Genomic DNA, 15798 nt, shown 5'->3' on the forward strand with positions numbered 1-15798 from the left:
GAATGGAGGTGTCGGAAAAAGGGTGGTATTGAATGGTGAACTCGTCTCAAATGACCACTATCGGCGCAATCTACGATAAGCCAATGATATTTCCGAAATCATCAAGGTCTAAATTCATGAATGCCGGTTTGTCCGGTAAGCCTGGCATGGTCATGACACTGCCAGATAGTGCATAAACGAAACCGGCTCCTGCACACAAACGTAATTCACGAATTGGAACACTAAAACCTGTCGGAGCGCCTTTTACAGCGGAATCGGTGGTAATCGAGAGTGGTGTTTTAGCGATACAAACCGCGAGATCATCAAATCCAAGTTGTTCAAAATGAGCCAGTTGAGCTTTGGCTAATTCACTCATTTCAATATTTGATGCACCATAGCCGACTTCACACACCGCCATGAGTTTCTCTATTAAAGATTGCTCTTTTTGATAAAGCGGAAGGAAATTTGATGATGTCTCACATGTCTCTACCACGTACTGCGCAAGCTCAACAGCACCTTCTCCGCCATTAGCAAAAGCGGTACTTACAGCCACTTTAACATCGGGATTGAAAGTGTGAATAAGCGATTTCAATTCGAGTAATTCATCGACAGAGTCTTGTGGGAACTGGTTAATCGCGACGACAGCAGGAAGACCATACTTATGAACATTATTGATATGCCATTTTAGGTTTTCAAATCCCGCTTTTAAGGCCTCATGATTCGACGCAAAGATTGAATCTGGAATTGCCATTCCTGGGCGGAGGTCATAGAGGCCTGAGTTTGCTTTTAGTCCTCGTAGCGTCGCAACAATAACTACGCAATCTGGTGCTCTTTTTGCAGCTGCAGCTTTAATGTTACATGCCTTTTCAAACCCCATATCTGAACCAAAACCACCCTCAGTGACAACGTAACTGGAAAGTTTTAGTGCAATTTCGTCAGCAATGATGGATGAGTTTCCATGAGCAATGTTCGCAAATGGTCCAGCATGGATCAGGGTCGGAACGCCCTCGAGTGTTTGCATGAGTGTTGGGGCGATGGTTTCTTTCAACGTTACCGCCATTGCACCTGCAACTTGGAGATCTTCTGTGGTTACTGGAATGCCATCAAGGTTGTAAGCGACAACAATGCGTCCAATTCGTTGACGAAGATCTTTTAAATCTTTTGCTAAGGCAAGGATTGCCATTAACTCGGATGCCGCCGAGATATCAAACCCTTCTTCGCGTTCAAAGCCGTTAATGGTTTTACCATCTTCGTTCAAACCGATTTTAACCATACGGAGTGCACGATCATTGTGGTCCATTACACGTTTCCATGTAATACGCTCTACATCGATTTTTAGCGCTTTCAGCCCTGTTCTTGCTTCAAATGCTTCAAACCCCTCACGCAGCTCATGATAGACGCGTGCATCTATTGCTGCAGAAGCAAGGTTATGGGCCGCAGTGACAGCATGAATGTCGCCAGTTAGATGCAGATTCAATTCATCCATTGGCGCGACTTGAGAATAACCACCGCCAGCGGCGCCTCCTTTGACACCGAATACAGGTCCCATTGAAGGTTGGCGTATGCAGGCCATGACCGATTGATTGATTTTAGCGAGGCCTTGCGAAAGACCAATGGTTGTTACCGTTTTTCCCTCACCTAGTGGGGTAGGGGTAATGGCAGTGACCAGTACTAATTTCCCATCTTGATTGTCATTAAGGCGCTCAAGGCATTGGGGATGAACTTTAGCTTTGTGTTTTCCGTGTGTATCGAATTCGTGTGGTAAAAGGCCGGCATTTGCGGCAACAGTTTCAATCGAAGACAACGGTGTGTTTCGGCAAATTTCAATATCAGACAGCATGGATACTCCAAAAAAATGGCTAACACGTAGCAATCAACAATCGCCACCGGAAGAGAAAAAATTTGATGGCAAGCTGTTGCGCAAACGTTTGCGCGAGAATAATACTGGTAAAATGTGAGCTGTAAAGCAGTTCATGCGCCTTAGCGTGCTACATGATAACAAAAAACACCAAACACTGCGCTAGATCAAAACAAAAAGGCCACCAAATGGTGACCTTCAAACAGATATACCTAGAAATGCTTAAATATCAGCGATCCCAATAAGTCTCTTCAAGACTGTCTTCTCTTTCTGGTAAGGCACGTGATAGGCGAGGAGAGTGCTGAGTGAGTACTTCATAGCTTACACGGTTTGCGTATTTACAAATTTGAGAAAGAGATGAATACGTCAAACAACGAACTTCGTGTTTTTCTGAGTTTGGTACTTCTTTCTGGTGGAAAGAATTGGCAGCCATATCATGCAAAAGCGCAGAGAGTGCGGCATCACCAGCACCGTTCGTGTTTTTGATTTCTAGTGGACCGCCAAGGTAAGGACCAATGTGTGAATATACTTTCATTGGATCTTGGCAATCGTCTTTACGCATCGCACGGCTAAATTCGAATTTGTTAAATTCGTCGATTGAGCCCTCAAGAATGTCGTGCATGGTTTCACGTTTCACTTTTTCATCAGTGTAACCTGCCATGTAAAGACCATTTGGTCCAGCGGTACACAATACAAGATCAACCCATTCAAGTGCTTTGTCTGCCGCCGCGAGTGGATCCGTTTCACCAGTAAGCGCAGCGCCTTCTTCTTCATTCATTGCAACAACGGATACATTGTCTCGAATGTACTCTTGCCACCACTTAGCGTTACCTTCGATAACGTATTTGGTGCCTAGAGTAAGGACAACTGGCACGTCATGCTTTTTAGCAAACTCAATCGCACGCTGCACTGCTTGAGGCATCTGATCTTCTTCTTTGCCACGCATTAAGTAAGACGATACAACAAGCGCAGACGCTTTCTGGAAGACTTCTTCAGGAATACTTTCAGGAGACAGTTTGTTCATGTGACCTTCGTTAATCGCGAAAGTACGTTCACCGTCTTGAGTGATGAGCGTGTAACAGCGACCAATAGGGCCGTCTACTGTTTGTAGGTGGTTTAGGTTCATGCGAGAAGAGGTGCGGCATAGGTAGCGGTATGCAAACGAGCCGACTTGAATGTTTTTCGACATGACACCCAGCAGCACAGATTTGCTGTCTGCTAGTACTGAATAGTTGTGTAATGTGTTTCCGATAGTGTCACCAGGGTATTGATGTGTAATCAGCCCTTTTTCAACTAACTCTTCGTACAGTGCATCTGCTTTGCTCTCTTCAAGAACAAGAGAATGACCTTTGCTTAGGTTGTATTTCGCTAGAAAGTCGTCGTCTACGCGCGCTTCAATATCTACGATGGTTTGGCCAACACCGACAATCGTTGGACGATACAGTTTAGGCGTTTGTCGAATTTGGTTAACTAATGGATCTCGAGCGTGAGTTGGGAAGTAGTGTTTTGATTTACGCTGTCCAGGAAACTTCATGCTTGTTCTTGATTGAGAAAAAAAAGAGGCGGGATTGTATCACAAAAAAATGAAATTCGTTGTCCTATTTGCAAAGAAATTTGCTCGCTGAAATTTTCAGCGAGCTGATGCTTTTATGAACAAATAAGACCTAGTTTGATGTTAATTCAGCCGGTTGGGTGTAAGCTTTCGTTCCCCAAAGTGGCACAGTAGACAAACTGTGTTTAAAGCTACCTTCGGTTTCTTTGGTTGTGTAGGACAAATACAGTAGAGTTTGGCTCTCTGGATCATAGATGCGTCTTACTTTCATTGTTTTGAAGAAGATACTTTTAGATTTTTTGAAGACCACTTCACCAGACTTACTTTTGTCGATCTTAGCAATCATTTCAGGCGTAATATCACCAGTTTGGCGGCAGGAGATAGAACTGTCGCTCGGATCGGAAAGGCTTAAGTTCGCCTCAATAGATGCAATGTGACAAGTGACGCCAGTGACAACTTCATCTTGTAGGTGTCCGATTTTGATGTCTTTCATCGTAAACATACCAAGCGATACGTCACCGACTTCATTGTTGCCACACCCGGCAAGAACAGTAAGCAGACTTAAAGCAAGCAAGCGTTTTTTCATGTTTTCATCCCTTAAATAGGCAAATATATTGGAACAATTTATCAGACAGATGCAGTTAAAACAAAATTTGGCGTTCACTCAAGAGTTTAGCTAGGTTTGTAAGAGTCTTCATGATAATGTACCGTCGCATATCGGGGAGCGCTCATTATCGTAGCCAACATCCCGTCTATACTCGCTGCAGACCTCCAATCATGTGGCAGTTAAGGTAATAAAATGAACGAACAGCAATTAGAAATCATCAAACGCAAAAACGCATGGCTTCATGAACTTGTCGAAGTGGAGTTCCCTACCAAAGAGAGTCTTGAGGGGCGTCAAGCATACTTCCTTTCATTGGAAGAAGCGGAATACGATGTGCTTCCTGATGAACTATTCATTGAAAGTGCTCGTGCATTACAAAACGACGACATTTTCTTGGTTGATTTCCATCGTTTGACGGTGATGTTCTCAGTGCTTCAGTCCCAACGTTGGTCGACTCAACATGATCAAGATATGATTGTGGAATACTTGAGCCAGATTATCTTAGACCCAGACTTTGAATTGTATGTTGGTTTTAATGATGGAGAACCAGTGGGTGCTGCTATTGTGAGCCACTACGAGGGAAACACACTTATTTCAGATATTGCATCGTCTCAAAGTTTAGACAAGCGCCAGTTTGCCGTGGATTTAGCAAAAAAACTTCATGATGAGAAAAAATTGTGTGAGACAATCGTGCTCGAAATGTGATTGAGTTCATAATATTCTCTCTTGGCTTTAACAAATCAAATACTTGGTGATTGTTAAGGGTAGCGGAGAGTCCTTTTGGACTCGACCCGAACTCTACAATTTAATCTTTCGGCTAGGTAAAACATGCACAAGCGTTTGACGCGTTTATTGGCTCTATCTTTGTGCCTAGGGACGGCCGCAGTCAATGCACATGATTCTGATTGGGAAATCAAAAAAATTCTGGTTCTGCATTCTTATGAGCCATCCTATCAATGGACGAGTGATATTCAAAGTGGTATTGAAGACGGATTTCAATACACAAATAGTCATGTAAAATTATCCATTGAATATCTGGATGCGAAACGAGTGCATTCGGATGGCTATTTCCAAAAGATGGCCAATTATCTAGAAGCAAAATACCAAGATTATCAATTTGATGGCATTATCATTTCTGATGATGCTGCGCTGTTGTTTGCTGAACATTACCTGCCAAACTCAAGACGTGAAACACCTTTGGTGGCGGTGGGCATAAACAATACCAAAGCTTCTCTTGATAGTTTAAGCACCAATGGTGACATTCTTTACGAGTATGATCGTGTCAAAGAAAATGTGACGCTAATTAATCGTCTGCGACCAAAAATAAAGAATCTTTATTACCTTGCCGACCGAAGTTTAACTTCCGAATTAATTTATCAAAGGGTCAAGGCCGAAATGGCTAAATACCCAAGAATCAACTTGATCGCGTTAAGAGATGAAACATTAGCACAAGCATCGTCTAAGTTATCGCAAATCGACGCCAATGATGCCGTTTTATTAACACACTTCAATACTGAACTAGATAAAGGGATCTATCACTCCTATCAAGATATTGCCCACGATATTGGATTAAATAGTGCAGCGCCTGTATTTGTACTTTGGGAAATGTATTTGAATGAAGAGGGCATTTTAGGGGGCTTTGTTAATCGGTCTAAAGAGATTGGCCAGAAAGCAGCCGAATTAATGTCGTTTAAGCTTGGCGTTACCATGCAGCTCCCGACTGATGAGAAGATGTCAGAAGCGGTACTCGACTATGCGGCGTTACAGCGTTATGACATCAATCGATATGATATTCCGGAGTCGGCTCATATTATCAATACGCCCCCTCCAACGATGAAAGTTAACTTAAAGTTGTTACTGGCGGCTTGTGCCATGATCGTGATTTTGTCACTGATTATTGTTGCCCAGTTTGCTGTTATTCGTCATCGAAAAGAAATTGATAGAAAAAATCGCAAAATTGTTTCGCTACAAAAACGAACATTAACGGTCCAAAAAGAAATGATTACCGTATTAGGTGAGGCTATAGAGTCGCGATCCGGAGAGACGGGGCAGCATGTTAAACGTGTTGCAAGACTGTCTTCTTTACTTGCGAAACTCTACGGATTGAGCCACCGCGAAATTGAGCTTATCGAGATTATTAGTCCAATGCATGATGTTGGTAAGATATCTATTCCAGAGTCAATTCTTGAGAAACCGGGAAAATTGACAGCAGAAGAGTGGGAAATAATGAAGCAGCATACTGTAAAAGGGTATGAACTTTTGAATTTGCGCTCTGGTGATGTCACTCAACTTGCTGCCATTGTTGCACACCAGCACCATGAACGCTGGGATGGGACGGGTTACCCGAGTGGTTTAGCTGGCAATGACATCCATATTTTTGCACGAATTGTGTCTATTGTGGATGTATTTGATGCATTGCTCAATGAACGCTGTTACAAGCCTGCTTGGTCTATCGCGAAGGTGTCTGAATATCTTGATTCAGAAAAAGGCCATCATTTTGACCCTGAGCTGTGTCAATTAGTACTTGATAACCTTGATGATTTTATGGAAGTTCGTGTTGCATTTCCGGATAACAACTAAGGACGCGAATTGTGCTGTGTTTTATGTCACAGATTTTCGGCACTTTACGCTCTAATAGGTGATCTTGTGTGAAAAAATACGAATTCTACGATGTTACTTTTGTGAAATGCCAACTCTCACGTTTAAAGCGCTTTAAAGTTTAATATGATGGAATAATTAGAAGAATGAAGCATTGTTAGACGTCAGAGGGGCATGCTATGGACAATATAAAATGTGTCATATTTGATTGTGACGGTACGTTGGTTGATAGCGAGCGGTTGTGTTGCCAAGCCTTAGTTGATGTATTTAGTCAGTATGGGGCTGATATTCCTTTAGATGAGTGTGTGGCTCATTTTAAGGGAGGTAAACTCGCGGATATTTTGTCAGATGCTAAAGAATTGATGAATATTGATGTTTCAATTGATGTTTTAGAACCTCAATATCGAGATGTGCTGCAAGCCCTTTTCGTGCGTCACCTAATGCCAATGGATGGCGCGCATGAATTGATTAAGTTTTTAGATTTTCATCAAATTGAGTATTGCGTCGCGTCAAACGGCCCTAAAGATAAAATTGAATATTCTCTGGAATTGACTGGGCTCTTGAGGTTTTTCAAAGGTAAGATCTTCTCAGCATTTGACACCAATAGCTGGAAACCAGAACCCGATCTAATTATGTATAGCGCAATGAGCATGGGTTTTTTGCCGAGTGACTGCTTATATGTAGATGACACCCCAAAGGGCGTAGAGGCGGGGTTAAATGCTGGAGTAAGAACCGTTCAGCTTTACAATGGCATGCCGATCACCTTAGTGCAAGATAGTCGTGTGTCCCAAATAGGACATTTAAGCGAACTAAAAGAGCAGCTAGTAGGCTGCTCTGTTTAGCGCGGGGCTAGTTCATTTCGAGGGCTAGCTCATTGCAGAGACGCCCTTTGCATTTACTGATTCACTTTATTCACTTACTATTTTGTTTAGTGGCACACCTTACTTAAAGCATGGATATGTTTAAATTTAGTCTGTAAGTAAGGTGTGTAGTGTAAGCACCTTATCGATGAGAAGTTTTTCGTGTGGAACCCGCAAGAGGCACAAGTAAATTTTTCACCATCGGACGAAATCATATATTCATCACATTGGCAAAGTGGGCACTGAATGTTTTCAGTATTATTTGTAGGGTCTTTGTAGTTATTCATATTTTTTATCACCAGCAGCAAAAATGTTTGGCGAGAATAAGAATAGCCGAATGTTAGGGTGGTAAAACACGCTTTCATGAAATACGAGGTGATAATTCGATACACTTCAAATTTAATGCCTTTTTTCTCTATGTTATCTCCAATTTTTATAAATAGAACGCTTCTAGCAGCGTATTTTTATTACCACTCAAACTCGTTATTCGACCAATTGCAATCGTTTACTTATGATTTCTGTCATAGCTTTCTAAATCTTTACTTCTCGCTGTCATGAATGTGTCATATAAAGGCTATAAAAGGAGTAACTGTCATCGAATAAAATTGGATGGCAGTAATATCGAAGCAAGTTTGCTTCATGAGTTGTAAATAAGGAGGTCACATGAGCGACCAATACCATAACGACGAATGCCTAGAGATGCTTGATGCACTTGAAATTGGTATTAACCTGTCGGATTACCTTGGCTCAGATGATGAAGCCGAATAAGTACAATTAGTACTCTCACCGCGTCACTACAGACGTTATACTAAGTTCATGTAAGACGAGCCCAAAGGCCATTTACCGCGTCTAATGAACTTTTTAGCCCACCTGCATATCGCAGAACAATGTCATAGCCATTTGATGGGAAACTTGCTTGGAGACTTCGTAAAAGGAGATCCAAGCAAGCAATATCGAACAGAGATTTCCAATGGCATCAAATTGCATCGCTTTGTTGATCGCATCACCGATCATCATTCCATCGTTAACGAATGCAAGCCACTCTTTACCGGAGTGGCTCGAAGATTCGCGCCCATTGCTCTAGATATGTTTTGGGATCACTGCTTGGCCAAGCATTGGCAATCGTTTAGCGATCAACCTTTAGATACTTTTGTTCGTTATGCTTATTCGCAAGTGAACGAACAAATATCTGAAGACCTACCATCGCGATTTTTATTGCTTCATAGCCGAATGTGGCAGGGAGGTTGGCTTCAATCCTACCGCGAGTTGCAAAACATTGAATTTGCGCTTCACAGAATGTCTCAACGAAGCCCAAGAATGGCAGACCTGACCACAACCTTTGAAGTGTTAGATAACGAATATACAGAATTAGAGTCCAAGTTTTCACCACTTTATCAAGACGTATTAGCGCAAGCTTATCAATATCATCAACAACTGATGAATTCTTAGCTTGGATAACGCTAAAGGTAGTATGAACAATATCGCTCTGGTAAACTCTGCGCTCCAAAAATTATGAGGTTTATCATGTCCGTTAATTTCGCTGATCTTGGCATTGAACAACAGCTTGTTGATACCCTAAGCGGTTTGAATATCGTGTCACCAACACCAGTACAGGAAATGTCAATTCCTCATGTATTGGCAGGGAAAGATCTGCTAGCTGCAGCGCAAACCGGTACGGGTAAGACGGCAGCCTTTGGTTTACCAATTATTCAGTCGGTTCAGCAAAAACAGCGAAATGGCACGCCTCAAGCTTTGATTTTGGTTCCGACTCGTGAGCTTGCTCAACAGGTGTTTGATAATCTAACCCAATACGCAGCCAACACCGATCTTAAAATTGTGTGTGTGTATGGTGGCACTAGCATTGGGGTTCAGAAGAGTAAGTTAAATGACGGCGCAGATATATTGATTGCGACACCTGGTCGTTTACTTGATCATCTATTTAACGGCAATGTAAACATCTCAAAAACAACAACGCTTGTATTGGATGAAGCAGATCGAATGCTTGATATGGGGTTTTGGCCAGATTTACAAAGAATCTTGCGTCGTCTACCGCAAACTCGTCAAATTATGTTGTTCTCTGCGACATTTGAAAAACGCATTAAAACCATCGCTTACAAGCTCATGGACTCGCCGGTTGAAGTCGAAGTTTCTCCAGCGAATACCACGGCAGAAACCGTGAAGCAAATGGTCTATCCCGTTGATAAAAAGCGTAAGCGCGAGTTACTTGCTTACTTAATTGGCTCTCGTAACTGGCAGCAGGTGTTGGTGTTTACCAAAACCAAGCAGGGCAGTGACGAACTGGCTAAAGAGCTCAAATTGGATGGTATTAAAGCGGTTTCGATTAACGGAGACAAATCTCAAGGAGCTCGTCAACGTGCGTTAGATGAGTTTAAGAGCGGTAAAGTTCGCGCTTTGATTGCCACTGATGTTGCTGCTCGCGGTCTTGATATTCAAGAGCTTGAGCAAGTGGTTAATTTTGATATGCCATTCAAAGCGGAAGATTATGTGCATCGAATTGGCCGTACTGGCCGTGCGGGTAAATCGGGCTTAGCGGTCTCTTTAATGAGTCGTGACGAAGAATACTTGCTTCATGCGATCGAGAATCTGTTGGACAAGCGTCTTCCTCAAGAATGGTTAGCGGGCTTTGAGCCGAGTCTGATTGAAGAGGTTGAACCAGAGCGTAATCATGGTGGACGCAGTAAGAGCCGTTCTGCTGAAAAGCGTAAGATGAAAGCAAAATTAGCGATTCACAAAAACCGCGGAAAAAGCCGAAAATAAAAGGTGATGTTCGTTATCAAATGCTTTGATTGATTCAATTACCTGTACTAATTCAGACCTTATTTAGAGATACCCAAGTCACGTCATGTCACTTGGGTATTTTTTTATTCTTTTCTAATCGGCGATGCCTTTAAAAGCCAAGTTACTCTCGCTGAGACAAGCGCTTTGAGATACTTGGCGAATGACAAGCAGCATTAATGCCAGTCGTTTTATAAATTTCGGAACCGCGCAAGTTGACATAATGCCTATGGTTACATTCAAGATGGTTGCATTCAACGACCTTAATGAAAGAGGGTTTCGGCTCATTCAATGTTGCTGATATTGGGTTTCAGTTTGTCAAATACTGCGTCTTTGAATGTTCGCTTCTGTACAAGGGTGCTGGCTCAGTAATGACGGTGTTAGCTCGTTAAGCGTATTACCATTGTAAGACCGCGTACAGTTGCAAATATTTCCTTACCAACTGTTGCTTATTAGAACGACGTAACGGGTGACCAAATTTGATGTAGCATGGGCTAATATTAAATCGTTTTTCTAACGATTGCGTCAGCTGCGATTCACTGGTGTACAAGGTAATACCTTGCTCTGTGTATTCATTGATTGGGTCAGGCAATGCACCCATCCACCAGTGCAACAATTCGCGACTCGTTTTACTTCGGCTCATCCAATGGTCACTCACTAAAAACAACAGATCATTGGGTTGCAGTGCGTAACCATACTCACATTGCCATTCGGTGATCGTCGCCAACAAATTTTCACGACAAGAGTGTCCAGCACTTACCAGATGATGGCTTAATACCCATACCGTGCCAATTTCTGAAGAAATACGATAGTGATGAGGGAGGTCTGGTGATTCGAGTACTTCAATGGGTTTGATAATACTGCTGTATCCAAAGTGACGGAAAGTGTGTTCCATTCGTCTTGCAAATGCGAGTCCGAGGTGGTGTTCACTCATGCCTTGGTTGTGCACCGCAGGGTAATGCTTTTCACAGAGCTTGAGACAGTCGTCCTGAAAATCATTGACACTTTGAATGACTAAGTCGAGTAGCAAAGAATATCCCTTAACGGTTAACAAATTAGGCGGAGAAAGGTTAGCATAGTCTTTTAAAGATAGACTAACGAAGATAAGCAACTTCTTGATCTAAACATCAAATTTATGAATGGCAAAGTGAGAGGAATGAAATGATTAAATTAGAGCGTTCTCAAAAAGAGGCATTAGCAAACGCGATTCAAGATTACATGCAAGATGAACTGAGTATAGAGATTGGTCAGTTTGATAGTGAGTTCTTAATTGACTTTGTCACTGAAAAACTTGGACCTCTTTATTACAACAAAGGTATTGAAGATGCCAAGTCTGTGATTGAAAAGCGGATGTTAGAAATGACGGATGAGTTGTATGAAATAGAGCAAGAAGTCCAATTATAGGCACACATTTTGTGGCTCATTCTAAAATTTCGAACATGTTGTTTGAATGAGTGTTGTTGGTTAGATGTAAATGATGGTAAATAATCTGTTTCACACAAAGTAAATCGGTTAATGTTGTGTTTCTTGCACAACATATACTTAGGAAGAAATCTAGGATCGTGAGATGGATACACAAGTAAAGAACTACAACTTATTCGCTAGAGTCATGCACTGGCTTTCCGCGTTATGCATCATTGGTTTGTTTGCTGTTGGGTTGTGGATGGTTGATCTTGGTTACTACAGCGAATGGTATCGTACAGCACCGCATTACCATCGTTCAGTTGGTCTGTTATTAGCAGCTCTCACTTTGCTTCGTATCATATGGAAGCAGGTTACGACTTCACCAAGCGTAGAGGGTAAGCCTTTTGAAGTGCTTGCGGCAAAAGCGGCACACAGCATGATGTATTTGTTACTTATCACTATCTTTATTTCTGGATACTTAATCTCTACTTCGGATGGTCGAGGAATCGAAGTTTTCAACTGGTTTACGGTACCTGGTGCAGGGGAATTGTTCCCGAATCAATCCGATATTGCCGGTGAAGTTCACTTTTATGCAGCCTGGGCTGTGATCCTTATGGCAGGCTTGCATGCTGCTGCCGCACTCAAACATCACTTTATCGATAAAGACAACACATTAAGAAAAATGTTAGGAGCTTCAAAATGAAAAAGTCACTTTTCGCTACAGGATTAGCAATCGCAATGGCACTGCCTTTCGGCGCAAACGCTGCAGATTACGTTATCGACACCAAAGGTGCACACGCATCGATCAACTTTAAAGTAAGTCACCTAGGTTACAGTTTCATCAAAGGCCGTTTCAATACATTTTCTGGTGACTTTTCTTTTGATGAAAACAACATCGCTGACTCTAAAGTAAACGTAGTGGTAGATACCACAAGCCTTGACTCAAACCATGCTGAACGTGACAAGCACATCCGCAGCGGCGATTTTATTGATGCAAGCAAATACAGCGAAGCGACGTTCAAGAGTACAAAAGTTGTAGATAAAGGTGACGGTAAACTAGACGTAACGGGTGACCTTACTCTTCATGGTGTAACGAAACCAATCACGATTGAAGCGGAGTTTGTTGGTGCAGGTAATGATCCTTGGGGCGGTGAGCGTGCTGGTTTCATTGGCCAAACACGTCTAGAACTTGCTGATTTTGAAATTCCTGTGATGGGCTCTTCTAGCTACGTTGATATGGAACTGCACATTGAAGGTGTGAAGAAGTAACTTCTACTTCCTAACGATATACCTCGTTCTTAACAACATAAATGAAGAAAGCGCTCTGAAATAAGAGCGCTTTTTTATTGGTGCCAACTTTTCTTGTTAGTTGATAGTTATTCGTTGTAATTGTTTTATGCTGTTTCTAGAACTTTATCTTCCACAAGATTTAGACGCTCACCGTAAACAGGGCGTAATGCTTTTAGAACTTCGTTACGCGTTACCACACCAACCATGATGCCGTTCTCGAGGACTGGTAATACTTGAGGCTTGCTTACTTTCATGCTTTTTGCACGCTCTTCTAATGAAAGAGAAGTAAAGCGAGTTGCCATGCCCATGCTTGTTGTTGGGTATAGTTGCTCTTTATCGATACATAGAAACTCAACCACGTCCACTAAACGGTCACTAGCGTCAATAGCTACAACGTCACGGCTCATCAAGTCGACCACTTTTTGTTCTTGTGCTGGGATGTAATCTTGGCACCACAATTCAACCATTACGTCATGAGCAGATAAGAAACCAACCAAACGGTTTTCGATGTCAACAACAGGAGCACTGATTAGATTGTTGTCCAATAGGGTATCTAGTGCAGTTGAAACTGGCATTTCTACGCTCAGAGTAACTGGGCTCGGGTTCATGATCTCTTTTACAATTGATGCGTTTTTCATAATGCTTTCCTTAACTGACGTGAGTTTTGTAGTGTTTGTGATTGATGAAACGTTTGCTGCTTTAAGTTCTGGTCGGCGATAGATACACCAGTTGGCCAAGCCAACCAATACTGCGCCGCCGACAATGTTGCCAAGTGTCACTGGAATCAAGTTTGCTGTGATAAAGTGGCCAACACTTAGATCTGCGTATTGAGAAGCCGATACGCCGACTGAAGTCCAGAATGACTCTGGTGCGAAGTTCGCGATTACGATGCCAAGCGGTACCATAAACATGTTTGCTACACAGTGCTCAAAGCCACTGCTTACGAACATTGCAACGGGTAGGATGGTCATCGCTGCTTTTGTCATTGCGTTTGCTGAACTAAACGTTAACCAGATTGCAAGACAAACCAACAAGTTACATAGAATGCCCAGTGCAAACGCTTGTACTAACGTGTGGTGAAGCTTGTGTTGCGCAATGTTCAGTGCGTTTAAACCCCATTGACCGGCATCCATTTGGTACAAGCCTGCAGCGCTTACCAATGCAAGTAAGAACATCGCACCGATAAAGTTACCGACATAAACCTTGCCCCAAATCGACAGCATCTTGCCAAAAGAGATTTGTTTGTTTGCCCATGAGATGCTTGAGAGCACTGAACTGGTAAACAACTCACCACCGCAAATAACGATGAGTATCAAACCCATACTGAATGCCAAACCACCTGCAAGTCGGCTAAGGCCCCAACCTGCGTCAGCGCTGCCTGTTGTCACTGTGATGTAAAACAAGAATGCCAAACCGATAAATGCGCCTGCCATTATTGCTAAACCTAGCGTCATACCACTGGTTTTGTTTGCTTTGCTAAGGGCAAACTTCTCAGCTTCAGCCATCATTTCTTTTGGTGAGAAATACTGGTGATTTTGAGAGTTGGTCACCGCCATATTGACTCCTTAGTTTGTGGTTCCATAGAAACTCCTTAGTGAATAAATCGAAACAGTTAGTGCCCGAAAATGAATGTGTTACTTGTTTTTGTATTGCGGTGTTCCCGAACCGCATATCCAGATTAGGCGTCTGGGACGTACAGGTAAAATTGATAATATTTAGAATCCTCATCAAATTATTTGATAAGTTTTTCAGGGTAGGTAAAATGAACTTTATTGCGTATCGACGCATAAATTTCTGGGCTCCAGAGTATTTGGAATACTCACCGATTTGGGAGGACACTTTGCGCTACTCACTTAAGCAATTAGCGGTATTTGACGCAGTTGCCGACACCGGCAGTGTAAGCCAGGCCGCAGATAAACTGGCTCTGACACAATCAGCGACGAGTATGTCGCTTGCGCAATTGGAAAAAATGCTTGGAAGGCCTTTGTTTGAAAGGCAGGGTAAGCAAATGGCATTAACGCATTGGGGGATGTGGTTAAGGCCAAAAGCGAAACGTCTATTACAAGATGCCTTGCAAATTGAAATGGGTTTTTACGAGCAGCATTTGTTGAGTGGACATATTCGACTGGGAGCAAGTCAAACCCCAGCAGAACACTTAGTTCCAGACCTTATCAGTATCATTGATAATGATTTTCCAGAAATGCGAATTTCACTTGGCGTGCAAAGTACGCAAGCCGTTATTGATGGTGTTTTAGATTACAAATACGATTTGGGCGTGATTGAAGGACGTTGTGACGATAACCGTTTACACCAAGAAATTTGGTGTCGTGACCACCTTACTGTAGTTGCAGCGTCTCACCACCCATTTGCTAAGAATGATTCCGTAAGTTTGGCGCAACTTGAACACGCTAAATGGGTTCTACGTGAGCATGGCTCTGGCACACGCAAAATTTTTGATAGCTCTATTCATCATCTTATTGAAGATTTGGACGTTTGGCGTGAATACGAACACGTGCCAGTTTTGCGTAGCCTTGTTGCCAACGGCCAGTACTTGACGTGTTTGCCATATTTAGACGTAGAGAGGTATATCGAAGCAGGTGAGCTTGTCGCTTTGAACGTGCCAGATTTAAAAATGGATCGTACGTTGTCCTTTATTTGGCGAGCAGACATGGCTGAGAACCCGCTTGTCGACTGTATTAAACGAGAGGGCTTGCGAATGATGAAAGGTAAGCGCTCGGTTTTATAGTCACGATGATTACAAGGCTCTGCGTTGCAGAGCCTTTTATTGTTCAGTTACCACTCCAAAACTTGAATAGTTGTCATTTTTCTTGTCCTATCTTCGTCCTCTAGTTATTTT

General features: G+C 42.5%; 14 protein-coding genes. 9 read left to right on the forward strand and 5 right to left on the reverse strand.

The window, feature by feature from the left end:
- Nucleotides 1-70: 70 nt before the first annotated feature.
- From VA249_RS17295 to VA249_RS17305, 3 genes are all read right to left on the reverse strand, one after another.
- Complete coding sequence (locus tag VA249_RS17295; RefSeq protein WP_221071960.1) at nucleotides 71-1819, reverse strand: formate--tetrahydrofolate ligase; 1749 nt, start codon at nucleotides 1817-1819, stop codon at nucleotides 71-73.
- A gap of 247 nt (nucleotides 1820-2066) precedes the next feature.
- Complete coding sequence (locus VA249_RS17300) at nucleotides 2067-3371, reverse strand: inosine/guanosine kinase (RefSeq protein ID WP_211917355.1); 1305 nt, start codon at nucleotides 3369-3371, stop codon at nucleotides 2067-2069.
- A 130-nt stretch (nucleotides 3372-3501) separates the two neighbouring features.
- The gene (locus tag VA249_RS17305; RefSeq protein ID WP_221071962.1) at nucleotides 3502-3975 is read right to left on the reverse strand and encodes a CreA family protein; all 474 of its coding nucleotides are present in this window, start codon (nucleotides 3973-3975) and stop codon (nucleotides 3502-3504) included.
- 213 nt (nucleotides 3976-4188) lie between these two features.
- Here VA249_RS17305 and VA249_RS17310 point away from each other — a divergent pair, with 213 nt between their 5' ends.
- The 5 genes from VA249_RS17310 to VA249_RS17330 all read left to right on the forward strand — a co-directional run bounded on the left by VA249_RS17310 (nucleotide 4189) and on the right by VA249_RS17330 (nucleotide 10229).
- Nucleotides 4189-4698 carry a flavodoxin gene (locus VA249_RS17310; protein ID WP_221071964.1) on the forward strand — a complete coding sequence of 170 codons (510 nt, stop codon included), beginning with the start codon at nucleotides 4189-4191 and terminating at the stop codon, nucleotides 4696-4698.
- Nucleotides 4699-4821: 123 nt separating this feature from the next.
- Nucleotides 4822-6573 (forward strand): HD domain-containing phosphohydrolase, encoded by a 1752-nt coding sequence (locus VA249_RS17315; protein WP_221071966.1) that lies wholly within the window; start codon nucleotides 4822-4824, stop codon nucleotides 6571-6573.
- A gap of 197 nt (nucleotides 6574-6770) precedes the next feature.
- A complete protein-coding gene (locus VA249_RS17320) occupies nucleotides 6771-7433 on the forward strand; it encodes an HAD-IA family hydrolase (protein ID WP_221071968.1) in 663 nt (220 codons plus the stop codon).
- An 870-nt stretch (nucleotides 7434-8303) separates the two neighbouring features.
- The gene (locus VA249_RS17325) at nucleotides 8304-8900 is read left to right on the forward strand and encodes an acyl carrier protein phosphodiesterase (protein ID WP_221071970.1); all 597 of its coding nucleotides are present in this window, start codon (nucleotides 8304-8306) and stop codon (nucleotides 8898-8900) included.
- 75 nt (nucleotides 8901-8975) lie between these two features.
- Entirely contained in the window at nucleotides 8976-10229 is a 1254-nt protein-coding gene (locus VA249_RS17330; protein WP_221071980.1) for a DEAD/DEAH box helicase, read from the forward strand.
- A gap of 415 nt (nucleotides 10230-10644) precedes the next feature.
- Here the strand turns inward: VA249_RS17330 and VA249_RS17335 are convergent, their stop codons facing one another.
- Nucleotides 10645-11277 carry a hypothetical protein gene (locus tag VA249_RS17335; protein WP_128812874.1) on the reverse strand — a complete coding sequence of 211 codons (633 nt, stop codon included), beginning with the start codon at nucleotides 11275-11277 and terminating at the stop codon, nucleotides 10645-10647.
- 131 nt (nucleotides 11278-11408) lie between these two features.
- Between VA249_RS17335 and VA249_RS17340 the strand changes: the two genes are divergently transcribed.
- The 3 genes from VA249_RS17340 to VA249_RS17350 all read left to right on the forward strand — a co-directional run bounded on the left by VA249_RS17340 (nucleotide 11409) and on the right by VA249_RS17350 (nucleotide 12920).
- The gene (locus tag VA249_RS17340) at nucleotides 11409-11651 is read left to right on the forward strand and encodes a DUF2164 domain-containing protein (RefSeq protein WP_128812875.1); all 243 of its coding nucleotides are present in this window, start codon (nucleotides 11409-11411) and stop codon (nucleotides 11649-11651) included.
- Nucleotides 11652-11814: 163 nt separating this feature from the next.
- Complete coding sequence (locus VA249_RS17345) at nucleotides 11815-12354, forward strand: cytochrome b (RefSeq protein ID WP_221071982.1); 540 nt, start codon at nucleotides 11815-11817, stop codon at nucleotides 12352-12354.
- A complete protein-coding gene (locus tag VA249_RS17350) occupies nucleotides 12351-12920 on the forward strand; it encodes a YceI family protein (RefSeq protein WP_221071985.1) in 570 nt (189 codons plus the stop codon). Before VA249_RS17345 ends, VA249_RS17350 begins: the two co-directional genes overlap by 4 nt.
- Nucleotides 12921-13045: 125 nt before the next feature.
- Here the strand turns inward: VA249_RS17350 and focA are convergent, their stop codons facing one another.
- On the reverse strand, nucleotides 13046-14497 hold the full coding sequence (gene focA, locus VA249_RS17355; RefSeq protein ID WP_221071987.1) for a formate transporter FocA: 1452 nt from the start codon (nucleotides 14495-14497) through the stop codon (nucleotides 13046-13048).
- A 284-nt stretch (nucleotides 14498-14781) separates the two neighbouring features.
- On the opposite strand from focA, the gene VA249_RS17360 reads away from it, so the two are divergent.
- Complete coding sequence (locus tag VA249_RS17360) at nucleotides 14782-15687, forward strand: LysR substrate-binding domain-containing protein (RefSeq protein ID WP_128813509.1); 906 nt, start codon at nucleotides 14782-14784, stop codon at nucleotides 15685-15687.
- The last annotated feature ends 111 nt before the right edge of the window (nucleotides 15688-15798 follow it).

The sequence above is a fragment of the Vibrio alfacsensis genome, assembly GCF_019670485.1.
Taxonomy (GTDB): domain Bacteria; phylum Pseudomonadota; class Gammaproteobacteria; order Enterobacterales; family Vibrionaceae; genus Vibrio; species Vibrio alfacsensis.

Coding starts and splice junctions, on each gene's coding strand:
- VA249_RS17295 (WP_221071960.1), bottom strand. CDS start 1,819: ATGCTGTCTGATATTGAAATTTGCCGAAACACACCGTTGTCTTCGATT.
- VA249_RS17300 (WP_211917355.1), bottom strand. CDS start 3,371: ATGAAGTTTCCTGGACAGCGTAAATCAAAACACTACTTCCCAACTCAC.
- VA249_RS17305 (WP_221071962.1), bottom strand. CDS start 3,975: ATGAAAAAACGCTTGCTTGCTTTAAGTCTGCTTACTGTTCTTGCCGGG.
- VA249_RS17310 (WP_221071964.1), top strand. CDS start 4,189: ATGAACGAACAGCAATTAGAAATCATCAAACGCAAAAACGCATGGCTT.
- VA249_RS17315 (WP_221071966.1), top strand. CDS start 4,822: ATGCACAAGCGTTTGACGCGTTTATTGGCTCTATCTTTGTGCCTAGGG.
- VA249_RS17320 (WP_221071968.1), top strand. CDS start 6,771: ATGGACAATATAAAATGTGTCATATTTGATTGTGACGGTACGTTGGTT.
- VA249_RS17325 (WP_221071970.1), top strand. CDS start 8,304: ATGAACTTTTTAGCCCACCTGCATATCGCAGAACAATGTCATAGCCAT.
- VA249_RS17330 (WP_221071980.1), top strand. CDS start 8,976: ATGTCCGTTAATTTCGCTGATCTTGGCATTGAACAACAGCTTGTTGAT.
- VA249_RS17340 (WP_128812875.1), top strand. CDS start 11,409: ATGATTAAATTAGAGCGTTCTCAAAAAGAGGCATTAGCAAACGCGATT.
- VA249_RS17345 (WP_221071982.1), top strand. CDS start 11,815: ATGGATACACAAGTAAAGAACTACAACTTATTCGCTAGAGTCATGCAC.
- VA249_RS17350 (WP_221071985.1), top strand. CDS start 12,351: ATGAAAAAGTCACTTTTCGCTACAGGATTAGCAATCGCAATGGCACTG.
- focA (WP_221071987.1), bottom strand. CDS start 14,497: ATGGCGGTGACCAACTCTCAAAATCACCAGTATTTCTCACCAAAAGAA.